Raw genomic sequence first — 26,168 nt, forward strand, 5'->3', positions numbered from 1 at the left:
GGGCGCCCGCGGCGCGCGACGGCACCCGGGGTGCGCACGGGTGCGTCCACCGGCTCCGCGCGCCCCCTGCCCCGGCGCGAACGGCGGGGGCAGGGTGGGCGGTTGCCCGGGGGCAAACCCCTCCGGGCGCGCCGTCTTTCGAAGGGCCGGGTGGGCTGGGTGGTCGCGGTGGACGAAGGACGTGCCGAGGAGCGTGGCAAGGAGCGTGGCGAGGTGCGTTTCGACGGACGCGTGGTCGTGGTGACCGGCGCGGGCAGGGGACTGGGCCGCGCATACGCGCTGCTCCTCGCGGCGCGCGGCGCGCAGGTCGTCGTCAACGACGTGGGGGCCGCGACCGACGGGCACGGCACGTCCCCCGTGCCCGCACAGGCCGTCGCGCAGGAGATCCGCGCGGCCGGCGGGCAGGCCCTGGCGGACGGGCACGACGTGGCCACCGCGGCCGGCGCGCGCGCCCTCACCGCGGCCGCGCTGGAACGGTTCGGACGGCTGGACGCCCTGGTCAACAACGCGGGCATCTCGATCCTGCGCCCGCTGACCGAGCTCACCGACGACGAGTACCGGCGGGTGCTGGACACACACGCGGGCGGGACGTGGCACATGCTGCGGGCCGTGTGGCCGCACATGACCGCCGCCGGGTACGGGCGGATCGTCAACACCTGCTCCGAGGCCCTGTTCGGCGACACCGGGCTCAGCGCGTACGCCGCGGGCAAGGGCGCCGTGCTCGGCCTGACCACCTCCGCGGCGGCCGAGGGCGCCGCCCACGGCATCAAGGTCAACGCGGTCGTGCCCGTCGCCGCGACCCGCATGTCCCTGGAGGCGGTCCGGGACGACGCAGGCACCACCGCGCTGCTCACCGACCTGTTCCCCGCCCGGCACGTCGCCCCGGTGGTGGCCCTGCTGGCCCACGAGGGCGCCCCCTGCACCGGCCACCTCCTGCACGCGGCCGGCCGCCGCACCGCCCGGATCTTCCTGGGCGCCACCGAAGGCGTCGTGTGGACGCACGACCCCACCCCCGAGGCGGTCCGGGACGGCTTCGCGCGGATCGGCGACACCGGGGCGTTCCGCACCCCGGCGAGCCTCAGCGAGTCCATGGGCTCCTCCCTCGCCCGGCTGGGCGCCGGGGCGGCCGGGACCCCCGTCCTCGACCTGACGACGCCGGCCGACCGCGCATGAGGCGCGCCCGCCCGCCCCGCGCCGCCCGCCACGGCCCCGGGAGCCACCCGTGCCCCAGGACATGACCTTCGGCCTGCCCGCCGCGCACATCGGCCCCGGCCTCGACGCCGCCCGCCGGCACCACCTGGACTGGGTGCGCCGCACCGGCCTGGCCGCCGACGACCGGTCCCTGGCCTGGTACGTCTCCTGGGACATGCCGCGCCTGGCCGCGCTCGGCTTCCCGCACGCCCGGGGCCCGGCCCTGGACCTGCTGGCGGACGCGATGGGCTTCTTCTTCGTCTTCGACGACCAGTTCGACGGCCCCCTCGGCCGCGACCCCGCCGCGACCGCCCGCGTCTGCCGGACGCTCATCGACATCGCCCACGGCGCCCCGCCGCCGCCCGGCGCGGACCCCTGCACCGCGGCGTTCGCCGACATCCGGGCCCGCAGCACCGACGGCGCCCACCCGGCCTGGACCGCCCGTACCGCCCACGAATGGGAGTACTACTTCGCCGCGCAGGCCCACGAGGCGCGGGGCCGCCTGCGCGGCACCCCGGCGGACCTCGCCACCTACCTCGAGGTCCGGCGCGGCGTCGCCGCCACCGACCTGCCCCTCTCCCTCGGCGAACGCGCCGCCGGCCTGGCCGTCCCCGCGTCCGCCTTCCACAGCCCCGAACTGCGCCTGATGCGCCGGGCCGCCATCGACGTCACCCTGATGTGCAACGACGTGTACTCCCTGGAGAAGGAGGAGGCCCGCGGCGACATGGACAACCTCGTCCTCGTCCTGGAACGGGCCCGCCACCTCACCCGCGGCCAAGCCCTCACCGCGGCCCGCGGCGAAGTGACCCGGCGCCTGCGCCGCTTCGACCGCCTGGCTGCACAGGTCCCCGCCGTCTGCACCCAACTCGCCCTCACCGAACAGGAACAGGCCGATGTCGCCGCCTACGTCCGCGTCATGACCGCCTGGATGAGCGGCTACCACACCTGGCAGACCGAAACCCACCGCTACCGCGACGCCCCCCGGATCGTGCCCCCTTCGGGCCCGGGCCACCTCGACCAGCTCCTTCCGGCGGCCTGCCGACCGCAGCGGAATGCATTCGACCGGCCGTCGGAATAACCGGCTTCCCCTTCCGCTACTTGGTGCCGAGAGGGCTGCGGCGGGGGCTCCTGCCGGTAACAAGAGCCCCCTTTCCTCCGCCCGTTGGCGCGCTGCCGTGCCCAGGAAGGGGAGAGGGCGGCGTTTTCCGAGGGCGGAGTTCCGCTTGTTCAGCTCACCACCGGGTGGCCCGCCGCGCAAGATCCTCGGCGTTCGGGACGGCTTCGGAACCGTTCGGAACACCGAGTGACCTGGTCAGAGGCATGTGAGCAGGTGCGCGGTGGGGGCTGGGAGAGGGGCGTGCCGCGGCCGGCGGCGGGCCGGACGGTCCGGGCGCCCCGCCTTTCTGGAACTGAATTCTTCCGAAATCGAGCGCTAGTTGTCCGGGCTGATTCCGATTGAGGTGAAGGGTTTTCCCCGGATGCGGCCACGGCAGAGACTGGGCGAAGAGCCGCATCTCAGCCGGTAACTGGATGCGGTGCCGTTTCGGCGTCTCTCGCCGTGCCCAGGGAGGGGAACCACTGTGTCCTCACGCATGAACAGGTCCCAGCGCCACCGGCGGGCGGTGGCCGCGCAGCACGCGCTGTGCGGTGCGCGCCTCACGCCGGCCCACCGGATCACCGTCCTCACCATCGTCCTAGTGGTGGTCGTCGTCCTCGTGCACGCCGGGCAGCCCGTCTGCGACGTCATCGGGCTCGTGACGGCGGCCTCGGCCGCCGCCGCGCAGCTCGGTCCGTGGCTGAGCGGCCGCCGCCCGGCGGCCGGCCTGGCCGGGGGTGCGTGATGAGGCTGCCGCAGGGCCGGCCGGGCGGGGCCGACGAGCCGGACAAGGGGCCCGATCCGCTGCGCGTGCGCGACCAGAAGGAGTTCCGCGACGCGCTGAAGGAGCTGCGCGGGACCAGGAGTTACCAGGCCGTCGCGAGCGCCAGCAGAGGGGGCCTGTCGACCACCACGATCCACAACGTGCTGACGAAGGACGCCCTGCCCTCGAAGGACTTCGTCGCCAAGTACCTGCCCGCCTGCGGGCTGGACGAGGCGGCCCGGGCGCGGTGGCTCACGTGCTGGGACGCGCTGAACAGCCGGCCCGCGCAGCCGACCGGGCCGACCGGGTCCGGCAGACGCTGGGACGCCCTGCTGGGCGGGGGCCGCGGGCGGCTGCGCGCCGGCCTGGCGGTGGGCGCCGTGCTCGCCCTCACCGCGGCCCTGGTGGGCTGGCAGGCGCACGAATCCAGTCAGGACCGCTTCCGCGAGCAGCACTGCAGCACGTCCAGCCCGGACCTGGTGACCGGGCCCGGCGGGGAGTGCACGGGCGTCACCGACGGCCGTGACGGCGCGGCCGTCTTCGGCGACGACCTGAAGCCCGTCATGAAGGCCATCGGCGCGGAGAACAGCACCGTCACCGACGGCGGCGACTACGTCACCTTCGCCTTCCTCACACCGCTGAGCTCCGCGGACGCCAACTCGCTGACGGTGGGCCAGTACGTGGCCGAACTCGAGGGCGCCTACACGGCCGTGGAGGAGGAGAACAAGAAGGACAGCAGGCCCAAGATCCGGCTGCTGGTGGCGTCGATGGGCAGCTCCGAACGGGCCTGGAAGACGGCCGTGGACCAGCTGAAGAGCGTCAAGGACGGCGAGCACCTGGTGGCGGTGGCCGGGCTGGGGCTGAGCCAGCAGGAGACCGTCGACGCCACCCGGGAACTCGCGAAGGCCGACCTGCCCATGATCGGGGACCTGATCACCGCGGACGGCTTCGACGCCACCGGCGCGGTCGACGGCAAGGGCCCGATCAACGGACTGGCCCGGGTCGCCCTGTCCAACACCGACCAGCTCACCGCGATCAGCAAGGAACTCGGCTCCGGCGGGCGCACCGCGGCCCTGGTCAGCACCCAGGTCACCCCCAACGGCACCCGCGACCTGTACACCGAGTCCCTGCGCAAGGGCTTCCGGACCATCGCGGGCCTGAAGAAGCACCTCGACCCCAACTCCGACTTCGCCTTCGACCCGCGCGGCGGACCCGGCGCCATCCTGCCCACCATCAGCCAGAACTTCTGCAACACCGGCAAGACCATCGACACCGTCTACTACGCCGCCCGCGTCAAGTACCTGCCCGGCTTCCTCGACGCCCTCGCCCAGCGCAGCTGCCACGCCCAGCCCATCACCGTCATCACCGGCTCCGACGCGGCCTCCCTCGACCCCACGACGCAAGCCCTGCACACCGCCGACGCGCCCATCACCGTGCTGTACGCCTCCTTCCCCAGCCCCGCCCAGCTCAGCGGCCCCACCAACCTCGACCGCGGCCTGTACACCGCGTTCGTGAAGAACTTCACCGCCCCCCACCACGACCAGCAGTTCCCCGCCCGGCACCTCACCAGCAGCTACTGGGCCATCGTCGCCCACGACGCCGTCCTCACCGCCTCCACCGCCCTGCACAACGCCGCCGCCCACGGCGACGGCCCCACCACCCTGCCCAACCGCTACGCCGTCAGGAACGAGCTGTACGCCCTGCGCAACGACGCCGTCGCCGGGGCGAGCGGTCACTTCGGCATCGGCGCCGACGGCGACCGCACCCGCACCGACACCGTCACCACGGTCCACCGCCTCGGCCGGCCCCTGCCCGGGAGCACCGGCCGCACGGACTGAACCGGCCATCCCCGACCGGGCGGTGGGGCGGACCCGTTGCGGGCCCGCCCCACTGCCCGCGAGCGGCCACGGACAACTCCCGGACGCCATGGGCCGCCCGCCGGGGCGCCGCGAACAGCCCCCGGGACGCCGCGAACAGCCTCGGGGCGCCACGAACAGCCCTCGGGACGCCATGAACAGCCTCGGGGCGCCACTAACAGCCCCCGGGACGCCATGAACAGCCCCCGGGACGCCATGAACAGCCCCTGGGACCCGGCGAACGGCCCTCCGGACGCCCGGACAGCCCCCGGACGTCTTGACAACAGGATTGGTCTGGACCAAGTTGTGTGCGCTGCGCCCCTCCAACTCCCCCGATCCCGGAGGCCCTTGTGGACCGCGCCCGACGTCCCAGATCCGTCCTGGCCGCGCTCACGGCCGCCCTGCTGGCCGTGCCCGCCCTGACCGCGCTCTCCTCGCCCGCCGGCGCGGCCGACGCGGACGTCGCGGTCAACGGCGGCTTCGAGTCCGGCCTGACCGGGTGGACCTGCACGGCCGGCACGACCGTCGACTCACCGGTGCACAGCGGGCGTTCCGCGCTGCAGGCCACCCCGGCCGGCAGCGACAACGCCCAGTGCGCCCAGACGGTGACCGTCCAGCCCGACGCGCAGTACACCCTGTCCGGGTACGTCCGCGGCTCCTACGTCTACCTCGGCGCGAACGGCACCGGCACCACCGACGTCTCCTCCTGGACCCAGTCCGCCCCCGACTGGCAGAAACTGACCACCACCTTCCGCACCGGCCCCGCCACCACCAAGGTCACGATCTACACCCACGGCTGGTACGGCACCGGCGCCTACCAGGCCGACGACATCACCCTCGTCGGCCCCGGCGGCAGCGGTACCGGCCAGCCGCCCGCCGCCCCCACCGGCCTGAAGGCCACCTCCGTCACCTCCTCCTCCGTCGGCCTGTCCTGGTCGGCGGTGACCGGCGCGACGAGCTACGCGCTCTACCGCGACGGGACCCGGGTCCAGAGCGTGACCGGCACCTCGGCGACCGTCTCCGGCCTCGCCGCCTCCACCGCGTACAGCTTCCAGGTGAGCGCGGTCAACGCCGCCGGCGAGTCCGCGAGGTCCGCGGCCGTCACCGCCACCACCAGCGCCGGAACCGGCACCGGCGGCGGGCCGTCCGACCTGCCCGCCCACGCCCTCGTCGGCTACCTGCACGCCAGCTTCGCCAACGGCGCCGGCTACACCCGCCTCGCCGACGTCCCCGACAGCTGGGACGTCATCGACCTGGCCTTCGGCGAGCCCACCTCGGTCACCTCCGGGGACATCCGCTTCAACCGCTGCCCGGTCACCGAATGCCCCGGCGTGGAGAGCGACGCCGACTTCAAGGCCGCGATCAAGGCCAAGCAGGCCGCCGGCAAGAAGGTGCTCATCTCGATCGGCGGCCAGAACGGCCAGGTCCAGCTGACCACCACGGCCGCCCGGGACGCCTTCGTGACGTCCGTGTCGAAGATCATCGACACCTGGGGCCTGGACGGCCTGGACGTCGACTTCGAGGGCCACTCCCTGTCGCTGAACGCCAACGACACCGACTTCAAGAACCCCACCACGCCCGTGGTCGTGAACCTGATCTCGGCCCTGAAGACCCTGAAGGCGAAGTACGGGGCGAAGTTCGTCCTCACGATGGCCCCGGAGACGTTCTTCGTGCAGAACGGCTACCAGTTCTACGGCACCGGCAAGTGGGGCGGCCAGGACCCGCGTTGCGGCGCCTACCTCCCGGTCATCCACGCCCTGCGCGACGACCTGACCCTGCTGCACGTCCAGGACTACAACTCCGGCCCGATCATGGGCCTGGACAACCAGTACCACTCCATGGGCGGCGCCGACTTCCACATCGCCATGACCGACATGCTGCTCACCGGCTTCCCGGTGGCCGGCGACCCGAACAACGTCTTCCCGCCGCTGCGCCCCGACCAGGTCGCGATCGGCATGCCGGCCTCCACGAACGCGGGCAACGGCTACGTCTCGCCGGCCGAGGTCACCAAGACCCTGGACTGCCTGACGAAGAAGACCAGCTGCGGCTCGTACGCCACCCACGGGACCTGGCCGGCGCTGCGGGGCCTGATGACGTGGTCGATCAACTGGGACCGGTTCGCGAACGGGGAGTTCCAGAAGACCTTCGACGGCTACTTCGGCTGACACGAGGCGAGGCACCAGGCGCAAGGCTCGAGGCCTCAGGCACCAGGGCCTGAGACCCCAAGGGCCACAAGGCGGGGCGGGGCGGTGCGGCCGGTTCAGGGCCGTGCCGCTGCCGCCCCGTCGAGGATCTCCCGGGCCGCGGGGAGCGCCTCCTCGCGGTCGGGCCCGATCAGGCCGATGCGGGTGCGGCGGTCCAGCAGGTCGGACTCGTCAAGGGCGCCCTCGTGCCGGACGGCCCACAGGAGTTCGGCGCGGGTGACGGGGTGGCCGGGCAGGACCGGCTCGGCCAGTGCGGGGTCGTGGGCGGCGAGGGCGTGGACCGCGGCGGCCTCGGTGCCGTAGCGGCGCACCAGGCGGCGGGGGGCGGGCAGGGCGCGCAGCCGTCCGGGGGCGGCGGCGCCGGTCAGCGGGAGCCCGGCGGTGGGGGAGGGGGCGGCGTGCAGGCCGCGGGCCGTGACGGCCGCGTCCACGGCGTCCTGGGCCATGCGCCGGTAGGTGGTGAGCTTGCCGCCGACCACGGTGGTGACCCCGTCGGGCGAGGTCAGTACGGCGTGCCGGCGGGAGATGTCGGAGGTGCGGTCGGGGGAGCCGCCGGCGGCGGAGGTGTCGAGCAGCGGGCGCAGGCCGGCGAAGGCGCCGGCCACCTCGTCGCGGCCGACCGGCACGTCCAGGGCCGAGCCCAGCACGTCCAGCAGGAAGCCGATGTCGCTCTCGGGGACCTCGGGCACGTCGGGCACCGCGCCCTCGGCCGGCTCGTCGGTGAGACCGACGTAGACCCGGCCGTCGCCCTGCGGCAGGACCAGCACGAAGCGGTTGGTCTCGCCGGGGACGGGGATGTGCAGGCCGGCCGGCAGGACGCCGAGCTGCTCGGAGCGCAGGACCAGGTGGGTGCCGCGGGAGGGCCGGATGCGGATGCCGTCGGCGAGGGTGTCCGCCCACACGCCGGTGGCGTTGATGACGGCTCGGGCCCTGATCTCGCCCTCCTGGCCGGTGAGTTCGTCGCGGACGCGGGCGCCGGTGCCGCCGACCTGGAGCGCGCGCACCCGGGTCAGCACCCGGGCGCCGTGTGCGGCGGCGGTCCTGGCCAGGGCCGTCACCAGTGCCGCGTCGTCGCTCACCTTGCCGTCCCAGGACAGCAGGGCGCCGCGCAGGCCGCCCGTGCGGACGGCGGGCGCCAGGTGCCGGGCCTCGGCCGCGGACAGCCGGCGCGGTGCGGGCAGCACGCCGCGCGGGGTCCGGGCGGCCAGCCGCAGCACGTCGCCCGCGCGCAGCCCGGCCCAGGCCAGCGAGGCCTGGCCGCGGGAGACCAGCGGGGTCAGCGGCAGCACGAACGGCTGGGCGGCCACCAGGTGGGGAGCGGTCCGGGTCATCAGCACCCCGCGTTCGACCGCGCTCTCGTGGGCCACGTCGAACTGCGCGGAGGCGAGGTAGCGCAGCCCGCCGTGGATGAGCTTGGAGCTCCAGCGGGAGGTGCCGAAGGCCAGGTCGTGGGCGTCCACCGCGACGACGTCCAGGCCGCGGGCCGCCGCGTCCAGCGCGGCGCCGGCCCCGGTGGCGCCGAGCCCGACGACCAGGACGTCCACCGTGCGCCCGTCCGCGGCCTCGGCCAGTTCCCGGCGGCGCCGGTGCGCGCTCAGCGACGAGCCGGGCGCGGCCTCGGGGTGGCTCATGGCGTCAGGGTCCTCTCCAGCAGGGCGCGCAGCTCGCCGAGGAACGCGGCGGAGTCCAGCTCCGCGTCGTCCTCGTCGGTCATGGTGCGCAGGGACAGGGTGAAGGACTGCACGGTCAACAGCACGGTGCGGGCCTGCCGTTCGGCGTGGCCGGGCCGTACCGAGCCGTCCGCGTGGCCCTCGCGCAGCGCCTCGCCGAGCAGGCCGAGCAGCGCCTCCTGGCTCGCGCCGCGCCGGTCCAGGACGTAGGGCAGGAGCAGTTCGGGGTCGACGTCGACGATCTTGCGGAAGAGCGGGTGGGCCCGGAACGCCTCGACCCCGGCGACCAGTCCGTCCACGATCCGGGTGCGCGTGCCGGTGCCGGGCGCGGCGTCCGGCATGGCCGCGGTCGCCACGGCGATCCACTCCCGTGTCATCAGGTCGCCCACCAGGCTCCGCAGGTCCGGCCAGCGCCGGTACAGCGTCATCCGGGAGAGACCGGCGCGGCGGGCCACGTCGGCGAGCGTGGTGCGCCGCACCCCGACGGCCAGCACGCAGTCGCGGACCGCGTCGAGGACGGCGTCGTTGTCCGGTCCGCCGCCCGAACCGTTGTGACGAATAGGCGTCATGTGTCACAGTGTAACGCCCCGGGGGGCGGACGGAAGCGGCACGCCCTCACCGGCAGGCCCGGCCACGCACCCCGCGCACTGGACGTCCGAGCCGACCGACCAGCGACCGACCCGCCGACCAGGGCGCCCCTGCCCACCCGCCGACCCGACCCGTGAGGACGACCGTTCGATGGACATGCTGTGGAACGGCTGGGGCGACCCGGCCAAGGCGGCACCGCTGCCCGAGACGGTGACCGCCCTGCTGCGCGACCTGCTCGGGGTCCAGCCGCGCACCACCCCCGCCCTCCGCCTCGAGGACGTCCGCCCGCCCGCCCCCACCGCGGCCCCCGCCGCCCTGCGCGCCCTCGCCGACGCCGTCGGCGAGGAACACGTGCGCACCGACGCGGCCGGCCGCGTCCGGCACACCCGCGGCAAGTCCACCCCCGACCTGCTGCGCCTGCGCGCCGGCGACGTCACCGACGTGCCCCAGGCGGTCGTCCTGCCCGCCGGCCACGACGAGGTCCTCGCCGTCCTGCGCGCCTGTGCCGCACACGGCCTGGCCGTCGTGCCCTTCGGCGGCGGCACCTCGGTGGTGGGCGGACTCGCCCCGCAACGCAGCGCGTTCATCGCCCTGGACCTGCGCCGGATGAACGCCCTGCTCGACCTCGACCCGCTCTCGCGCACCGCCGTCCTGCAGCCCGGCCTGCGCGCCCCCGACGCCGAAGCCCTGCTCGCCGCCCAGGGCTTCACCCTCGGCCACTTCCCCCAGTCCTTCGAATGGGCCACCATCGGCGGCTTCGCGGCCGCCCGCTCCAGCGGGCAGGCCTCCGCCGGCTACGGCCGTTTCGACGACATGGTCCTCGCCCTGACCCTCGCCACCCCCGAGGGCACCATCGACACCGGCCGCGCCCCGCGCTCCGCCGCCGGCCCCGACCTGCGCCAGCTGGTCCTCGGCTCCGAGGGCGCCTTCGGCGTCATCACCTCCGTCACCGTCCGCATCCGCCCCCTGCCCGAGGTCCGCACCTACGAGGGCTGGCGGTTCGACTCCTTCACCCAGGGCGCCACCGCACTGCGCCGGCTCGCCCAGGACGGGCCCCGCCCCACCGTGCTGCGCCTGTCCGACGAGACCGAGACCCTTGTCGGCCTCGCCCAGCCCGACGCCATCGGCACCGACCCGGCCGGCACCGACCCGGCAAGCGGCGGCGCGGGCTGCCTGGCGATCGCCGGGTACGAGGGGACCGCCGAGGACACCGCCCACCGCCGCGAGCGGGCCGCCACCGTCCTGGCGGACTGCGGCGGCACCCCGGCCGGCACCGCACCGGGCGAACGCTGGGCCCACGGCCGCTACTCCGCGCCCTACCTGCGCGACGCCCTCCTCGACGCCGGCGCCTTCGCCGAGACACTGGAGACCGCGGCCTTCTGGTCCCGCATCCCCGCCCTGTACACCGCCGTGCGCACCGCCCTCACCGACACCCTCACCCAGGCGGGCACCCCGCCCTTGGTCATGTGCCACATCTCCCACGTGTACGAGAACGGCGCCTCCCTGTACTTCACCGTCGTCAGCGCCCAGGGCGAGGACCCGGTGGCCCACTGGACGCCCGCCAAGCACGCCGCCAACGAGGCCGTCCTCGCGGCCGGCGGCACCATTTCCCACCACCACGGCGTCGGCACCGACCACCGCGACTGGTACGTCCGCGAGGCCGGCCCCCTCGGCGTGTCGGCCCTGCGCGCCGTCAAACGCCGCCTGGACCCCGAGTGGCTGCTCAACCCCGGCGTCCTGCTGCCCACCGACTGACCCGCCCGCCCCCTGAACGCCTGCCCCGGAGGCCCCACCGATGCGCCAGTTCACCGCCGTCGTCAACCCCACCGCGGGCGGCTCCACCGGGGCGGCGACCCTGCTGCGGCTGGCCCGGCTGCTGCGCGCGGCCGGCGCCGAACTGGCCACCGAGTACAGCCGCAGCCTCACCCACGCCCAGGACCTCGCCCGCGCGGCCGGCGAACGCGGCCGGACCGTCCTGGCCGTGGGCGGCGACGGCATCGCGGGCGGCATCGGCGGCGCCCTCAGCGGCACCGGAACCGTCCTGGGCCTGGTGCCCGCCGGACGCGGCAACGACTTCGCCCGCGCCCTCGGCCTGCCCGCCGAACCCGAAGCCCTCGCCCGGATCCTGCTGCACGCCGAACCCCGCCCGGTCGACACCCTCGAGGTCGAATCCGCCGTCCACCCCCGCACGGTGGTCCTGGGCAGCGTCTACGCCGGCGTCGACGCCGAGGCCAACCGGCACGCCAACAACGCCCGCCTGCTGCGCGGCGCCGCCTCCTACTACGCGGGCGGCCTGCGCGCCGTCACCACCTGGCGGCCGGCCGACTACCGCGTCACCGTCGACGGCGAGGAACACCTGCACCGCGGCTACACCGTCGTCGCCGCCAACTCCCCCTACTACGGCTCCGGCCGCCTCATCGCACCCGGCGCCCGCGTCGACGACGGCCTGCTCGACGTGGTCCTCATCCGCGAGGCCCCCCGCAGGCTCTTCTTCACCCTCATGAACGAACTGGGCACCGGCGCCCACGTCCACCGCCCCGAGGTCCGCGTCCTGCGCGCCCGCGAACTGCACATCGAGGCCACCCGCCCCGTCCCCTACGGCGCCGACGGCGAGGTGGAGGCCACCCTCCCGGTCACCGTGCGCGTCCGCCCCGGAGACCTGCCGGTGCTGTACTGAGCAGGGCCCACCCAACGGGCGTACGGTGTCCGTACGGTAGAAGTGCGCACCCCTTACGGGCACGGCGTAGGGTGGCGGGCGGGAGGTGTTCCATGTCCGAGCTGTTCGACGCGGTCGACGCACTGGTGGCGTCCCGCGCCCCGCTGCCGCCGGCGGAGGAGCGCAAGCGGCTGCGGGTCGCACACGGCCTGACACTGGACGACGTCGCGGGCGCTCTGAAGGTGCGCCGGGCCACGGTGTCGGCGTGGGAGTCGGTGAAGAAGCCGACCGAGCCGCGCGGTCCCGAGCGTGAGGCGTACGCCCGGCTGCTCAAGCAGCTCGCGCAGCTCTACCCGGCCCCGGCGTCCGCCCCCGTCACCGCGGCCCCCGCCCCCACGCCGGAACAGGCCCCGTCCGCGGGCCCGGCCACCGCAGCCGCCGTCACGCCTGCACCCGAGCACACGCCTGCACCCGAGCACACCCAGCCCCCGGCCCCTGCCGCGGTCACCCCTGCTCCGCCGGCCGCACCCCGCCCGGCGCGCAACGCGTCGGTCCCACCGCGCGCAGCGAAGAAGACGGCCCCGGCCGCAACCCCGGCGAGCCCCGCCGACCCACGGTTCGCGAACGGCCCGCTGGCGGTCGTCGACGTCCAGGACGGGCAGGTGCTGGCGTACTGCACCGACGGCCTGGTCCTGGACGTACCGGCCAAGAGCATCCCGGCCCTGATCGACTGGACCCTGCGCGAGGCGCGGCTCGGGGCTCCGAAGCTCACCGGGCCGGGCAAGGACGCCGACCCGCTGATCGTGCTCACCGAAGCCGCCCTGGAGCGCTACGGCCTGCCCGTCACGCTCACGGACGAGGAGCGGCACGCCGGGCGGATCCCGGAGGGCCACAAGGTCGTCAAGCAGCTCACCCGCGCCCAGTGGAAGCTGACCAAGCGCGGCTTCGGCCCATGGGCGAGGATCTACCGCCCCGCCACCGGTGCGGAGCGGGCCTGCGTGCAGGTGTGCATCCCGTCGTGGAACGCGCTGGACACCCGCCACTGGGGCGACGCCGGCCGGCTCCCGCCGGCCGAACTCGCCCGCGTCCTGGGCGTGTACGCGACCCGGGTGATGACCCCGCGCGGATCGACCGCCGTGACCGGCCTGGAGCTGATGACCGCGCTGCACCCGCCCACCCGCGCCTCCGAACCCGACGCCGCCGGCCGCCGGCACTCCGAGCACAACCCCGGCAGCCTGGGCAAGGACCCGGTGGACTGCGCACCCTGCGAGGCCCCGGACGGACATCCGCTGCTGAAGGACCTGCCGCGCTTCCACGTCCGCGGCCCCGAGGAGAAGCTGCTGGAGGAGGCGTACGACTGGGCCCGGCCGATGACCGACGCCGAGTGCACCCTGCGCCACCTGGTCGGCATCGACGTGAACATGGCCTTCGCCGCCGGAGCCAACGGCCTGGTCGTCGGCCTCGGCGCACCGACCCACGTCAAGAACCCGCAGTTCGACCCCAAGCTGCCCGGCTCATGGCTGGTCGACCTCTCCCACGTCGACCTGTCCCACGTGAAGCTCGGCAAGGACAAGTGGGCGCAGCTGGACGCCGATCTGCTGCCCAGCCCGTTCACCCCGAAGGGCGAACGCCCGACCGGCCCGGCCTGGTACGCGACGCCCACCGTCGCCTACGCAGCCGAACTCGGCTACGAGGTCCACCCGAGCGAGGCCTACGTCCGCCACGACAACGGCCGCTACCTGGACGCCTGGTACCACCGGCTGCGCGACGCCTACCTCGCCACGATGGCCGACCTCGGCGTGCACGCGCACATGGCCCCGGCCGACTTCCTCACCGCGATGGACGGCCACAAGGACCGCGACCCCGGCCTGGCGATCGTCGTCTCCGCGATCAAGGCCACCGTCAAGGGCGGCCTGGGCAAGCTCCGCGAACGCCCCCGGGGCGAGGGCTGGCGCCCCGGCGAGCCGTGGCGCGCCCTGTCCCGGCCGACGTGGCGGCCGGACATCCGCGCGGCCGTCATCTCCCGCACCCGCATCAACCTGCACCGCAAGATCGTCAAGCACGCGGCGTTCACCGGCCAGTACCCCGTCGCCGTCCTGTCCGACTGCGTCGTCTACGCCGCCGACGGCACCAGCCCGCTGGACTTCCTGCCCTACCGGGAAGGCACACCGCTGCCCGGCGGCTTCAAGCTCGGCGTCAACCCGGGCCTGGTCAAACACGAGGGCACCCAGACCGTCCTGTGGGGCGAAGAGGTCCGCGAACGCTTCGACGCCCCGGACCTCAACCTCGCCCGCTACATCAAGGACGGCACCGTCACCGACACCGACAACGGCGAGTAGGAGAAGGCCACCATGAGCCTGATCGGGGACGGCCTGGAAGCCGCCGTGCACAAGGCGTTCACCCGCCCCACGCCCAAGAGCGCGCCCGCGCAGATGCGCTACCTGGTCAAGCAGCTCAAGAGCACCAAGGCGGCCGCCCGGACGCTGCGCATCTCCCAGCGCACCGTCGAACGCTACGTCAAGGACCAGATCAAAAAGCCCCGCCCCGACCTCGCGGCCCGCCTGCAACGCGAGGTGAACAAGCGCTGGCAGCCCCAGATCCGCGCCCGGGCCCGGGCCCGGGCGGCGAGCACGGACGGCATCGTCATCGACACCCGCGCCCGCCTCGGCTACACCGCCCCCGTCGGATCGACCGACCAGGACCGCATCCGCCACCTGACCGTCGCCCTGCCCCCGCACCACGCCGCCCGCCTCTTCGACGCCCAGGAAGCCGGCGCCACCGACCAGCAACTCCAGCAGATCACCGCCGAAGCCCTCAAGGAGGTGTACTTCCAGGACGGCGGCCGCCGCGCCGGCAGCCTGGAAGAGGTCCGCTTCACGGACATCGAGCACCTCGAGTTCGACCTGTAGCTGCCGCGCTTCAGCGCTCAGGGCGACGGTCTGCAGCAGGTGTGCAGGGCATCAGCGCAGACGTCAGGGGTACTCCTCGCCCACCACTGTCCACCCTTGGGGAGAGAGCCATGACACAGACAGCCGGGAACCGGTTCTGCAAGGCGTGCGGCACGCCGGCCGAGGACGGGAAACTGTGCAGCCACTGCGGCGCCGTCCTGGACCTCCCCGACGATGCGGGCCTGGTCGAGGACCAAGGCGCAGCAGTACGCCGCGACTTCGAAGGACGCGCCCAGCAGTAAGGCGTGAGAAGCGACCGGAGAGCCGATCCGATCAACCCCGTTGAAGAGCGTGCGCCGGGGTACACGGGCCGGCATGGCATCCAAGACTGATCGCGTCATGTCCTTGCGGGCCGTGCGGCAGCTGCGCCGGGTCCGCACCTTCTACGCAGGTGGCGTCCTGCTGTGGGCGGTGTTGACCACCTTCACCGCCTGGCAGTCGCCCGGCAGCCGGCAGATGTGGGTGTCCGCCCTCCTCCTGGCGGTCTTCGGCGGCCTGCTGCTCGCAGCCTCCCTGTGGCTGCAGCGCCTCAAGGCCACGGACTCGCGACGTCCCGCGCACCACGCCGCACCACGGAGGGCGGCTGCACCTCGTCACGCGCACGTCTGACCCGCCGTCGGCACGGCAGCGGCGAGAATCTCCGCAGCCGGTGGGACAGTCCCTTTTCGGCCGTCCCCCGGGGGCCGGGAGGCGAGGAGCCGACAAGGGGTACGCGGTAGGTATGAATGGCACACGACGTCGACAGGACGATCAGAGCTCACAGGAAACCCGTGCCCGAGGAACGATGCGGATGTGGCGGTGGGCCAGGTGGGCAGCGCTGGTTCTCGCGGTCAGCTGGGCGGTGAACGGGGTCGTCCATCTCGTCCAGGGCGAGCAGGGCCGGGACCTGTGGTGGCCCCTGGTCAGCGCCGTCATCTGGACAGCGCTGACCGTGTACGGGTTCCGGACCCACCGCCGGATCAGGACCACGACTCTGCCGGGCACCACCGGCCGCTCGCCTGCCTGACCGCTGGCGCAGGCCGGTGCGTCGTTGCTACGAGCGGGCGCGGGCGACGACCCTGGGGATGATGAGGTTGTGGAAGGGCTGGATCACCTTGAAGTACAGGTGCCCGGCCCGCCGGCGGTAGCGGACGACCGTGGTGCACACGCCTTCCAGGCCTGCGGCGCCCTCCCGTACGGCGAAGGAGGTACGGAAGTCCAGGTGCTTGTCGTCGTCGCCGGCGAGCACCTCGTCGTCGGTGACGGTCAGGACCCGGAAGGGGCCCAGCCGTGCTCCGGGTTCGACCCGGATCTCCTCGGGGGCGACGCGCTTTTGGACGTGCAGCCCGAACGGCGACATCAGTTTGTCCCGCACGCTCAGCATGCCGTGCACCCACTCCGGTGTCGCGGCCAGCACCGTCCGGGCGAAGTCCGGGGCACTGGTTCCCGGGGCCAGGTCGACCGCGACCGCGTCGACGTGATCGAAGCCGCCCAAGCTCGCCACCGCCGCGCCCACGACGGGTTCGGCGTTCCTGCGTACGCGTGTTCCTGCCCTGTGCCCCATGGTCCGTCCCCGTCTCCTCGTACGCGCGGTCACGACTCCTGCGTGTGGCAGCGCCGTCATGACCGACCGTATCGCTCGTCCTCGTTCAGTCGTTGATCTCGCAGATGGGGGCGCCCGAGGCGACGGAGGCTCCGGCCTGCGCGCTCAGGCCACCAGACGCCTGCCGCCGACCTCGACGACCACCGTCCCGCGGCCGGGCTCGTCCCCGGTCCCGGCGTCGGCGGGGGCGGCGAACGGCTTGATGTCGTTGACGAACTCGGTCTCGATCCAGCGGGTGTGGACCGTGAACGGGTCCTGCGAGCCGGTGAGTTCGGGGGCGAACGCCGGGTCCTCGACCACCGCGCGGTGGAAGGGGATCGCGGTCGCCATGCCCCCGACGTCGAACTCGGCGAGCGCGCGGGCGGCGCGCTGGAGGGCCTGCTTGCGGGTGGCGCCGGTGACGATCAGCTTGGCGAGCAGGGAGTCCCAGGCCGGGCCGATGACGCTGCCGGACTCGACGCCCGCGTCCAGGCGGACACCGGGGCCGGTCGGCGGCGCGAAAACCGTGACCGTGCCGGGGCGGGCAGGAAGCTGCGGCCCGGGTCCTCGCCGTTGATGCGGAACTCCAGGGAGTGGCCGCGCAGTTCCGGGTCGCCGTGGCCCAGTTCCTCGCCGTCGGCGATGCGGAACATCTCCCGCACCAGGTCGACGCCGGCGACCTCCTCGCTGACCGGGTGCTCGACCTGCAGGCGGGTGCCTGGCCCGCGGCCTCCGGGGAGAGTCGTGCTGCGCCCGACGCAGCGCAGGTGCCCGCAGGCGTCGTACCGGCCCAGCACGGCGTCGTCGGCGGGAAGCACACGGCGCCCGCGCGGGCCGTGGTGACTGCTGGCGGTGTTCACCGCCGGTTCCGGGCTCGCGCAGCGCCGCAGGACCCGCGGCGCTTACCGCTGCTCCAATGGGCTGCGCAACCGCTGGGCAGCCCCCACCTGGTCCGCAACGCGCTGCTCACCGGGCGTACCGACACCGCCCCGAGCACCGCGGCCAGGAATAGTAGGTCTCGGTCCTCCTGCACGCCCTGGCGGCCGGCCTGGCTTCAGCCCGCCCCCGTCACCGCTCGCGCGTCGCACCCGCCGGTGGGTACCCACCAGCCGCGACAGGCGACCAGCCGCGCCCGCCGCTGCTGCCCGTCTTCAACCGGATCGGTCCGCACAACGACACCGCCACCCGGCGGTTGGCCGAGCGGCACTTGAAAGGGAACCCAGTACGTGGGCAGCTGCCGCATGTACGACGGGAGCTGCCCATCGAAGGCACCTGGATGAAGCAGCTTCCGAAGTACGGCCCGGCCGGGGCGGTCTTCTCGTGCTTCGGCCGGCGACAGAGCCAGCCCCTGGGGTTCAAGACGACGCCAGGTGCAACAGGTGGAGCAGCAAGGTCGTCAGGGCATCGGCGGCGCCGGTGATCGCAGCGAGGGCGAACTGCCGGGCCGTGGCGTTCCACGCGCTACGCCCAGGCCGGTGCGTCGCGGTGACGGTCGGGAACGGGCATCCGGACGGCTTCTGGGCCGGCGCTTCCGCGGGTGTCGAGCGAGGCGGCAGGCAGGCGCGGGTCCGTACTCGGGGCGTGAAGACCATGACGTACTACTCCTCATGAGTGGTGAACTCGGCCGTGGTGTACGGCAGATGCCACCGAGGTAAAGGCGTCCGGGGGGTTTACGGCGACGGCGGGTGACCGCACCAGGCCGCCGCTAGCCTGGCGGGGAGGGATGCGACCGGTTTTCCGGGGACTTACGGGACCGGAAGCGAAGCGGGGGCCGGAGGGCGCGGTAGACATGGGGCGTCACATCGAGCGGTTCGTGGGCGAGCTGGTGAAAGCGCGCCGCGCAGCAGGCGAACCCACACTGAAGCGCATGGCGTGTCTGGGGTGCGCGTCCGCGCCACGGGTCGGCATCTCCACCCTCGACGACTGGCTCAACGGCCGCTCGGTGCCCGGGAGGAACAGCGAGTCCTTCCTGCTCCACCTGGTCGGCTACCTCCGCCGGGAGGCCTGTCGTCTTCAAGTCGGCAGCACGCCGAACCCGGCGGTGATCCCTGCAGAACGGGAGCGGTGGCTGCGCCTGGTGCGTGCCGCGCGCAAGGAGCGCAGCGAGGAGTCGCCAGGTGGCCGTCCCCGAAACCGGACGACGGACGCCAGACCGGCCGGACCCGTTACGCTGCCGCCCCCATCACCGGACTTCACCGGACGGACAGCCGAAACCGAAGAACTGCTGCGGTGGTTGAGGCCCGGGGCGGAGACCGACTCCGCCGTCGTCGTGTCCGCGATCGCGGGGATGGGCGGGGCCGGCAAGACGGCACTGGCCCTGCACGCAGCGCACGAGGCGCAGCGGCGTGGATGGTTCCCCGGCGGAGCCGTCTTCGCGGACCTGCGCGGGTACAGCGCCCTTGACCCGGTGCCTGCAGGAGCCGTCGCGGACAGGTTGCTGCGGGCCATGGGCATCCCCGCCCGGCAGCTGCCGGGTACGGAGAGCGGAGCGCTGGATGCCTGGCGGCGTCTGCTGCACGACCTGGCCGGGCAGAACGCATCGCTGCTGGTGGTGCTGGACAACGTCCGCGATCCGGGCCAGGTCGGCGCGCTGCTGCCCCAGCCGCCGCACCGGGCGCTGATCACGTCCCGCCAAGCCCTCGGCTCACTGCCCGTCCACCACGTTGACGTCGCCCCACTGCCGACGGACGAGGCGGTCCTGCTGCTGGACACAGCGCTGCGGGCCGCGAAGACGCAGGACCCGCGATGTTCCGACGACCCGGCCGGCGCAGAGGAACTCGCAGGCCTGTGCGGCGGACTCCCGCTCGCGCTGCGCATCTCGGCCGCACTGCTGCGGACGGATGCGGACCGGCCCTTGAGCGCCCACGTCGAGGAACTGCGCGAGACCCGTGACCGGTTGGACACGCTGTCGCTGGACCAGGAGGACACCGAAGGCCGTCCGCTCGCCGTCAAGGCCAGTCTCGACCTGTCGTACCACCACCTGCCCCCCGCAGCGGCCCGCGCCCTGCGCCTGCTCGCCACCTGCCCGGGTCCCGACATCTCGACGTCCACCGCTGCCGTCCTGCTCGGCCTTCCCCGTCCCCTCGGCCGCCGCCACCTCGCGGTGCTCGCCCGCCACCATCTGATCGTCCGCACCGGCCTGCCGACGGGAAAGGCGCAGGCTCCCCGGCCGATCGAGGATGCCGAGCGCTGGTCCCTGCACGACCTCGTGCGGCTGTACGGCGCCGAGCAGGCCGAACGGCACCGGCCCGGTCCGGGACCGGACGCCGACCTCGCAGGGGACGAGGTGGCAGCGGCCGCACTGCGGCTCGACGACCACTGCACGGCCCTGACCGCGGCGGCGGACGCCCTCCTCGACGGCAGGACCGCTGCGGGCACCGTCCCCGGGCCCTTCGGAGGGGCCGCGCAGGCACTCGCCTGGCTGGACGCCGAACGGGCCAACCTCGTCGCGCTGGTCGGTGCCGCGCGCAGGGCGGACCGTCACCGGCCCGCCCTCACCCTCACGCTCAACCTCCAGCGCTACCTGGAGGATCACTGGCGGGGCGCCGACGCGTATCTCTGCGCGACGCAGGCGGAGGCAGCGGCCCGGCACCTGCCGCCGGCGGACTACGCGACGGCACTTTGTGCCCTCGGGAACGCCTGCCGCCTGACCGGGCGACTGGACGAGGCGGTGGAACGGCTCTCCGAGGCGGCGGAGGTCGCGGCGCAGGCCGAGCGCCCCCGGACAGTCAGTGCGGCACTGCACAACCTCGGCCTCACCTACGCCCTACGGGGCGAACTGCCCGCAGCGGAGGCGGCTCACCGCAGCGACATCGATCTGTCACGGCGCCAGGGTGACCGGCAGGGCGAGGCCATGGCACTCGTCGCCCTCGCGGACGTACTGCACGAGCGCGGCAAGCCCGAGGCCGTGACCACGGCACTGGTCAGGGCCGCGCACCTGTTCCACGACCTGGGGGATGGGTGGGGGAGCGGCATGGTGGCCCTGCGCCACTCACGCACCGCTCTGCGCGACCTGCGCGCACCGGCATGCGCCGCGGCGTGTCTCGGTTGGGCGGTCCGGGAGTTCAGGCACGTCGGCGCGCAGGCCAAAGTGGCCGTGGCGTCCGTCGGACTCGGCGCGGCCTACTGGCAACTGTGCCCTGCCTGCTACGGCGCCAAGGCCATCACATGGACACGGGACGGTGCCGCGCTGGCCGAGACGGGCACCGATGACCGGCTCAAGGCCCAGAGCATGTTCCAACTCGGTTCCCTACTCGCGCAGTCGGGCCACCGCACGGAAGCCCGCCCGCACCTGGAGCGGACCGCGGCCGTCTGCGCCATGGCGGACGGCGACCCGGAACTCGCGCGACTCGCCCGCGCGGCCCACTCCGCCCTGGCGCATCTGGGCAAGCCCAAGAGCCCTCTGCTCTGCACCGAGACGCCTGCACAGGAGACGGACAAGCTGGTCGACCTCGTCGAGGCAATCGCACGCGGCGATGCCCCGGCGACCAGCCTCCTCATCGTCGACCCCGTCTGGCTCGCACTCATCGGCGCGGGCCGCTGATGTGCCAACGCCCGGAGGAGGGTCAGGGGCGGCGGCTGGTCCGGGGTGCCGCTGCTTCGCTGACTGGCTGTTTCCATCCGGGACGTTCGGCGAGAGTCGATCTTGATGGCGTCAGGGTTTCGTCTGCCACCGGTGCAGGGAGGGACGGGAGCTGTGGGTATTCAGGTGAGAACCCGTATTTCGGCGTATGCGATTGCCATGGAAGATGATCGGCTGCTATTGGCCCGTCTGTCGGATGCTTCGCCCGTTTTCACGCCGGGATTGTGGCATTTGCCTGGTGGGGGGATCGATCCGGGTGAGCAGCCTGTTGAGGCGCTGACTCGCGAACTCCTGGAGGAGACGGGCCTTGAGCTGGTCGGGGCTCACCTGCTCGACGCGAGGACCTACTCGGCACAGAGGAACGGCATCAGCTGGAGCCTGACAGCACTGTTCTACGCTGCGTCTCTCAAGGGAGGTGCTCCGACGGTGACTGAAGCCGAGGGGTCCACCGAGGCCGCAGTATGGGTCCCCCTGAGGGACATACGGGACACCGCAGTGCTGTCACCGCCGGCTGCCGACGCCACGCACATGCTGGACCGCTCCAAGGCGATGCTCACAGCCACTCGTTGAGGACTGCGATCAGCGAGGGCGTCGGGGCCGTCGTCGTGGCCGCAGAGGGCGGCGAGGCGCTCGATCGGACCAAGCCGACATGCACCTCGGCTGCCAAGCCGCAAGGCTGAAATAAGGCCACACGGCGAGGGACCAGGGAGCGCCATGCCTCAAGAACAGTGCCAAGCGGCAAAGGCCAAACTCAAGCAGGCAGAGCAGCGAAGAAACCGCCTTCAGAGAGATCTGACGGAAGACGAAACGAAGCTCGCTCACTTGAAGGCGGCATCGCATCCGGACACTGCGGCGATCGAGGCGCAAGAGCGCATGGTCGAAATCGACCGAAGAGTCCTGGGCGCGGCCGAAGTGGAAGTCACAGGCTTCGAAGAGCTGGTGCACGCCCTCTGTGATGACCTGCCGTAGTCACGCCCTACATCAGTAGTCCGATTGACCCAGCGGCGCGGTGAGCTCTCCCGCCCTGGGCAACGTCCGCAGGGCGGACAACTGCACCACAGGACGGCCTCCCCGGGGCGGCGGTTCACGGGGTGTTCTTCGTGAACAGGGACCGTTCGAGCGCGGAGCGGACGGAACCGGAGGCGCTGCCGTCGGCCGGGGTGAGAGCGAGTGCGGCCGTCATCAGCAGCAGGATGCGCACGCCCGCGCCGGTGGCCCGGTCCACCCCGGGCAGCAGCGGGACGGCCAGGGCGAATGCCGCCAGGACGAGACTGGAGGCGGTGCGGCGCAGCAGCCGGGCGGTCCGGGACGTCGGCGGTTCGCCGGCGCTGTGCCGCATCAGTGCCTCGGCGTCGCCGGCCACGAGGGCGAGGACCCCCGCGTGCTGCGAGGCGGTGACGGCGTCGTACTCCCCGGCGGTGCGCACCTGGATGAGGGCACGGTCGTGGCGGCGGACGAGTTCGGCCAGTGCGGTGTGCAAGCGCCGCGCCCGGTGTCGTGCCGCCAGCTCGGTGACGGAGGTCCTGCGGCGCACCGCCGTAATGTCGCCGGCGGCCGCGGTGGCGACGGCGAGCCGGGTCCTGACGGTCCGCGGATCCCACCACCGGGCCCGCCCCCGGGAGCACGCCGACGTGGCCGCCATGAGCTCGACCAGCACGGCATCGAGCGGGTGTGCCCGGCCGACCCGCCGCAGCCTGCGGTGCAGCAGCCGCTCCACCCCGCCGACCCACCGCGCCGCTTGCAACCCCAGGGTCGCTCCGAACAGTCCGGCCGCCGCAGTGATCATCTGCTGGCCGGTCGGCGCCGCCAGCGCGGTGACGAGGGTCAGCCAGGACGCCGCGGCCGCGACGACGGCCGTGACGCACAGCGTGGCCGGCACGAACCAGTACGCGATCTGCGGCTGGGTCAGGCGCCGCAACGCACCCCGCGTTCCCAGACGGCGGAAGACGGCGACGACCTGGCGCACGTCGTCGCGGACGACGAAGAGGCTGCCGAGGCAGACGGCCGCCCACGTCGCCGCGGGGAAGAGCCACCAGGGCGCACCACCGGGCGTGCCGGTGTGCGCCGCGAACAGTGCGGCCACCGCACCGCCGGTCGCGGCGACCCCGGCCATCCCCAGCGCGGTGGCGGCGGTGGCGACGTAGTTGGCCACGAACTGCACGGCGACCGGGCAGCGGTCGCGCATCCACGCGTACAGCACGGCCATCCGCACCCGTTGCCGCTCCGCATCGTCGGCATCGGGGAACGCCTCGGCGTACCTGCGGATCTGAAGCGCGCCGTGCCGCACCCACATCGCCTCGCGGTGGCGCAGTTCGTCGTCGCTCATCACCCGCATGCGGCTGAACCTGCCCAAGGCGACCAGAGAGCACGCCCGTTGATCACGCGGGAGCCGTCACCGCTCTGGTGGCCGGCGACCTGGGCGAGCGCCGCCCCGCCGCGTGGGCCAGCTCTGAGCGGCGGCGACGTGGAGGGTGCGCGGAGTCGCGGCGAGGGAAGTGCCGATGTCTGGTCCTTCTGGACGTGGCTATTGCCGCAGCCGATGCTGACCGTGGCCGTGGCCGTGGACGGCCCGGCCTTGCCCGCCGGCTGGGCGGCTGAGCAAGTCCTGCACCGGCGGCGCCCGGGCCTGACGCAACCACAAGGTGCGCACCGTAGGCCGGCCGGGCGCAGCCAAGGTCTGGTGACAAGGCCCAGAGGCGGGCCGGGCAGGACCGGTGGCTGCGCGCCCGCCGGATCTCCGGGCGGTCAGGCCGTCATGCTAACTAGCATTGACGCATGACCAGTCGACGTCAGCTGATACCCCTGCACCTGCTGTTAGCGTCCACGCTCTCCCTGGCGGCCTGCAGCTCGACGCCCTCCAAGGCCACGGCAGCGGCGCGGGAGTCTGCCAAGTCCGCCTGCGCCTCCCTGCAGCAGCTGACCGACCAACTCGCCCGCCCCCGGCCGTCCAGCCTGACCGACCCCTACTACCAGACCGCCGAGCAGTACCTGAACACGGCGACCAACCGCGCCGCCGACGCGGCTCAACAGGACCAGGGCTACCAGGAGTTCGCCGACACCCTGCACCGGGCGGCCCAGACCTGGCAGGTCACCTTCACGCTGGACAAGGCCGAGCCGCTGATCCAGCAGGCGCGGAAAGAGAAGTGCTGACGCTCGCGGCGTGAACCTGGTCGGGCGCACATCTTCCGGGTGTGCCGGTTCGTCCTGACTGACCTGCAGGTACGCCTTCCAGCCCTTCAGCAACCATGCCGTGATCCGTCTTCGCTGAAGTGAACAGCTGTTCGTTCAACCCCGGCCCCGCGTCGCGTAGCTGCTGGACGACGATCCCGCCCCCACCGGCACGCTCGGCGCGCACCGCACACCCGCCCGGGCCGCACTGATGCAGGGCCGCGCGGAGCGGGTGGCCGACCAGCCGCGCCGAGGAAAGGTCCTGCCTGCGTTCACCTCCCTGTGCCGGTGCGGCGGACACGGGCGGACGGTTCGGGCCCCGGATCGAGGGGTTGCTGCTCGTGGGGAGGCCGCCGCATGGCTGGTCGGCGCCGACCACGGGTCAGATCAGACGCGTGCAGACCGAGCGGGTGCAGGACTCCCTCGCCACGATGTTGCCGTTCTCGTCCATCATCTCGATGACGACCCGCTGGACCCCGCCAGGGAGGGGGATCGAGAACGGCTCGTTGAGGACCTGGTCCGGGCCGCCGGCGTATGCCCAGGCGCTGCAATAGCCCTGATCCTTCGCGCTGCCGTTGTAGGCGTCGGCGCAGATCGCGCGCCGGCCGCTGGCCGCGTGCACGACGCCGCTGAGGGACGCCGTGTAGCCGCCCGTGAAGTGGATAGAGCCCGACGTCTGGCTGTTGCCGTACGTCATGGCGAAGGGCCTGTCCACGTCGCCGGTGGCCGCCTGCGCCGGTGCCACGGCGAAACCGAGCGCCGCGGCAGCCGCGACAGTGGTCGTCAGAAGAGCCTTGCGCATGTGCGGCACCTTCTTCGTCGGACGACATCCGGTGGACGAGCGCGAGCGACCGACATCACCGTGCCTCCCGGCGACCGCGGGCAAGGACGCCACACCGGCCGCCGAGCGGCGGGCAGGGGCCCGACCACCGCGCCGCCGGGCCGTGTCCGGGGTGTCGCGACCCCGGACCGCGCGCTGCGCACGCGCGTCCTGCCCTTACCCACGCCTGGCCGGTCTGCGCGAGCAGGTCCAGGATGGGCACGGCCACGAGCCGCCCGACTACGCCGAAGCCCCGGCCCCTGCACCGGGGGCGAACCCGCTCCCCTGCTCGGCGAACACCTTGATCGCGGCGCCCAGGAAATCCACCATCCCGGGGTGGTAGGAATTGTGGAACGCCCTCATGGCCTCGTCCTCGGCGTAGAAGAGCGACATGCCGACGTAGGCCTGCCTGGAGGGGGTGTAGAACCGGCAGGCGATGTCGAAGTGTCTGCGGACGAGCTCCTGGACCTGCTGATCCCCGGGCAGGGAGCCGTTGTCCAGGTAAGCCGTGATCTCCCGGTACAGGACGTCCCAGTCCTGGTGGACCCGCTCCCTGTCCACATGTTCCCAGTTGTTGGTCGTGGCAAGGCTCTTCGCCTGCTCCTCGGCCAACGACCGGCGACACTCGTCCTCGTAATCGTTCCCCACGGCACCGGTTCCCCTCGTCTCGTCACCTCTCCGGTGGATCCCCGAGAGGCCGCCGACATGTCGACGTCGACCGGCCGTCGATGATCAACTGCTGGTCCGGGGACGAACGCTGACACACGGCCACCGGGTCGGCAAACCATTTCTTGGACCCTCCGGCGCTCCTTCTGGTCAGCCGGCGGCGGACGGCGCGGCTCGAACGGCGAGCCGTCGCAGCGGGGCGTCCAGCCGGCTCCGGTGGGTGCCGCGGGCGCGTCGGAGCAGACCTTCGACGTCGATGGACGACGGTCGGCGGGCGAATGCCCGTGTCGGCCGGTCGGTGGAGAACGTGACCGGTCCTGAGCGTGCGTACCCCGGTATCGTCCGCGCGTCCCATGTACGGTCAAGCCACCCGCCGATCCTCGCCGTCCCCCCGGCAGG

Annotated in this window: 22 protein-coding genes and 1 pseudogene; 16 read left to right on the top strand and 7 right to left on the bottom strand. The window is 73.3% G+C overall.

Annotated elements, in window-relative coordinates; all coding sequences use genetic code 11:
- Positions 1 to 168: 168 nt before the first annotated feature.
- The 5 genes from AQJ30_RS23575 to AQJ30_RS23595 all read left to right on the top strand — a co-directional run bounded on the left by AQJ30_RS23575 (position 169) and on the right by AQJ30_RS23595 (position 7,071).
- Positions 169 to 1,173: an SDR family NAD(P)-dependent oxidoreductase gene (locus AQJ30_RS23575; protein WP_245727031.1), complete on the top strand. Its 1,005-nt coding sequence runs from the start codon at positions 169 to 171 to the stop codon at positions 1,171 to 1,173.
- Between the two features lie 49 nt (positions 1,174 to 1,222).
- The gene (locus AQJ30_RS23580) at positions 1,223 to 2,269 is read left to right on the top strand and encodes a terpene synthase family protein (RefSeq protein WP_067237513.1); all 1,047 of its coding nucleotides are present in this window, start codon (positions 1,223 to 1,225) and stop codon (positions 2,267 to 2,269) included.
- A 514-nt stretch (positions 2,270 to 2,783) separates the two neighbouring features.
- The gene (locus tag AQJ30_RS23585) at positions 2,784 to 3,032 is read left to right on the top strand and encodes a hypothetical protein (protein WP_067237515.1); all 249 of its coding nucleotides are present in this window, start codon (positions 2,784 to 2,786) and stop codon (positions 3,030 to 3,032) included.
- Positions 3,032 to 4,888 (top strand): helix-turn-helix domain-containing protein, encoded by a 1,857-nt coding sequence (locus tag AQJ30_RS23590; RefSeq protein WP_067237518.1) that lies wholly within the window; start codon positions 3,032 to 3,034, stop codon positions 4,886 to 4,888. Before AQJ30_RS23585 ends, AQJ30_RS23590 begins: the two co-directional genes overlap by 1 nt.
- 368 nt (positions 4,889 to 5,256) lie before the next feature.
- Positions 5,257 to 7,071, top strand: coding sequence for a chitinase (locus AQJ30_RS23595; protein WP_067237520.1), 1,815 nt, complete (start codon positions 5,257 to 5,259; stop codon positions 7,069 to 7,071).
- A gap of 95 nt (positions 7,072 to 7,166) precedes the next feature.
- On the opposite strand, the gene AQJ30_RS23600 is transcribed toward AQJ30_RS23595, so the two are convergent.
- Positions 7,167 to 8,741: a glycerol-3-phosphate dehydrogenase/oxidase gene (locus tag AQJ30_RS23600; RefSeq protein ID WP_067237522.1), complete on the bottom strand. Its 1,575-nt coding sequence runs from the start codon at positions 8,739 to 8,741 to the stop codon at positions 7,167 to 7,169.
- Entirely contained in the window at positions 8,738 to 9,349 is a 612-nt protein-coding gene (locus AQJ30_RS23605) for a TetR/AcrR family transcriptional regulator (protein WP_067237524.1), read from the bottom strand. The genes AQJ30_RS23600 and AQJ30_RS23605 overlap by 4 nt, the downstream gene beginning before the upstream one ends.
- A gap of 169 nt (positions 9,350 to 9,518) precedes the next feature.
- Between AQJ30_RS23605 and AQJ30_RS23610 the strand changes: the two genes are divergently transcribed.
- The 7 genes from AQJ30_RS23610 (at position 9,519) to AQJ30_RS23635 (ending at position 15,978) form a co-directional block, all read left to right on the top strand.
- Positions 9,519 to 11,123: an FAD-binding oxidoreductase gene (locus tag AQJ30_RS23610; RefSeq protein ID WP_067237527.1), complete on the top strand. Its 1,605-nt coding sequence runs from the start codon at positions 9,519 to 9,521 to the stop codon at positions 11,121 to 11,123.
- Positions 11,124 to 11,163: 40 nt separating this feature from the next.
- On the top strand, positions 11,164 to 12,045 hold the full coding sequence (locus AQJ30_RS23615; protein WP_067237530.1) for a YegS/Rv2252/BmrU family lipid kinase: 882 nt from the start codon (positions 11,164 to 11,166) through the stop codon (positions 12,043 to 12,045).
- 92 nt (positions 12,046 to 12,137) lie between these two features.
- The gene (gene tap / locus AQJ30_RS23620; protein WP_067237532.1) at positions 12,138 to 14,363 is read left to right on the top strand and encodes a telomere-associated protein Tap; all 2,226 of its coding nucleotides are present in this window, start codon (positions 12,138 to 12,140) and stop codon (positions 14,361 to 14,363) included.
- Between the two features lie 12 nt (positions 14,364 to 14,375).
- Positions 14,376 to 14,933 (top strand): telomere-protecting terminal protein Tpg, encoded by a 558-nt coding sequence (gene tpg / locus AQJ30_RS23625; protein WP_067237534.1) that lies wholly within the window; start codon positions 14,376 to 14,378, stop codon positions 14,931 to 14,933.
- A gap of 110 nt (positions 14,934 to 15,043) precedes the next feature.
- On the top strand, positions 15,044 to 15,214 hold the full coding sequence (locus AQJ30_RS38765) for a hypothetical protein (RefSeq protein WP_169808489.1): 171 nt from the start codon (positions 15,044 to 15,046) through the stop codon (positions 15,212 to 15,214).
- Positions 15,215 to 15,287: 73 nt separating this feature from the next.
- Positions 15,288 to 15,581 carry a hypothetical protein gene (locus AQJ30_RS23630; protein WP_067237536.1) on the top strand — a complete coding sequence of 98 codons (294 nt, stop codon included), beginning with the start codon at positions 15,288 to 15,290 and terminating at the stop codon, positions 15,579 to 15,581.
- Between the two features lie 175 nt (positions 15,582 to 15,756).
- The gene (locus AQJ30_RS23635) at positions 15,757 to 15,978 is read left to right on the top strand and encodes a hypothetical protein (RefSeq protein WP_107119675.1); all 222 of its coding nucleotides are present in this window, start codon (positions 15,757 to 15,759) and stop codon (positions 15,976 to 15,978) included.
- 27 nt (positions 15,979 to 16,005) lie between these two features.
- On the opposite strand, the gene AQJ30_RS23640 is transcribed toward AQJ30_RS23635, so the two are convergent.
- Both AQJ30_RS23640 and AQJ30_RS37130 read right to left on the bottom strand, forming a co-directional pair.
- Positions 16,006 to 16,515 (bottom strand): DUF2867 domain-containing protein, encoded by a 510-nt coding sequence (locus tag AQJ30_RS23640; protein ID WP_079084233.1) that lies wholly within the window; start codon positions 16,513 to 16,515, stop codon positions 16,006 to 16,008.
- Between the two features lie 153 nt (positions 16,516 to 16,668).
- Positions 16,669 to 17,249, bottom strand: a pseudogene (locus AQJ30_RS37130) (ATP-binding protein); the annotation flags it as partial.
- A gap of 1,151 nt (positions 17,250 to 18,400) precedes the next feature.
- Here AQJ30_RS37130 and AQJ30_RS23660 point away from each other — a divergent pair.
- The 3 genes from AQJ30_RS23660 (at position 18,401) to AQJ30_RS38475 (ending at position 22,084) form a co-directional block, all read left to right on the top strand.
- Complete coding sequence (locus tag AQJ30_RS23660; RefSeq protein ID WP_159052361.1) at positions 18,401 to 21,076, top strand: tetratricopeptide repeat protein; 2,676 nt, start codon at positions 18,401 to 18,403, stop codon at positions 21,074 to 21,076.
- A 153-nt stretch (positions 21,077 to 21,229) separates the two neighbouring features.
- The gene (locus AQJ30_RS23665) at positions 21,230 to 21,685 is read left to right on the top strand and encodes an NUDIX domain-containing protein (RefSeq protein WP_169808490.1); all 456 of its coding nucleotides are present in this window, start codon (positions 21,230 to 21,232) and stop codon (positions 21,683 to 21,685) included.
- A gap of 144 nt (positions 21,686 to 21,829) precedes the next feature.
- Positions 21,830 to 22,084 carry a hypothetical protein gene (locus AQJ30_RS38475; RefSeq protein WP_159052362.1) on the top strand — a complete coding sequence of 85 codons (255 nt, stop codon included), beginning with the start codon at positions 21,830 to 21,832 and terminating at the stop codon, positions 22,082 to 22,084.
- 115 nt (positions 22,085 to 22,199) lie between these two features.
- Here the strand turns inward: AQJ30_RS38475 and AQJ30_RS23670 are convergent, their stop codons facing one another.
- Positions 22,200 to 23,441 (bottom strand): hypothetical protein, encoded by a 1,242-nt coding sequence (locus AQJ30_RS23670; protein ID WP_159052363.1) that lies wholly within the window; start codon positions 23,439 to 23,441, stop codon positions 22,200 to 22,202.
- Between the two features lie 449 nt (positions 23,442 to 23,890).
- On the opposite strand from AQJ30_RS23670, the gene AQJ30_RS23675 reads away from it, so the two are divergent.
- On the top strand, positions 23,891 to 24,265 hold the full coding sequence (locus tag AQJ30_RS23675) for a hypothetical protein (RefSeq protein WP_067237555.1): 375 nt from the start codon (positions 23,891 to 23,893) through the stop codon (positions 24,263 to 24,265).
- Between the two features lie 400 nt (positions 24,266 to 24,665).
- On the opposite strand, the gene AQJ30_RS38480 is transcribed toward AQJ30_RS23675, so the two are convergent.
- Both AQJ30_RS38480 and AQJ30_RS23685 read right to left on the bottom strand, forming a co-directional pair.
- Positions 24,666 to 25,085 carry a hypothetical protein gene (locus AQJ30_RS38480; RefSeq protein WP_067237557.1) on the bottom strand — a complete coding sequence of 140 codons (420 nt, stop codon included), beginning with the start codon at positions 25,083 to 25,085 and terminating at the stop codon, positions 24,666 to 24,668.
- Positions 25,086 to 25,343: 258 nt separating this feature from the next.
- Positions 25,344 to 25,751 (bottom strand): TipAS antibiotic-recognition domain-containing protein, encoded by a 408-nt coding sequence (locus AQJ30_RS23685; RefSeq protein WP_067237559.1) that lies wholly within the window; start codon positions 25,749 to 25,751, stop codon positions 25,344 to 25,346.
- Positions 25,752 to 26,168 lie beyond the last annotated feature (417 nt).

It is taken from the genome of Streptomyces longwoodensis (genome assembly GCF_001514125.1).
GTDB classification, from domain to species: Bacteria; Actinomycetota; Actinomycetes; order Streptomycetales; family Streptomycetaceae; genus Streptomyces; species Streptomyces longwoodensis.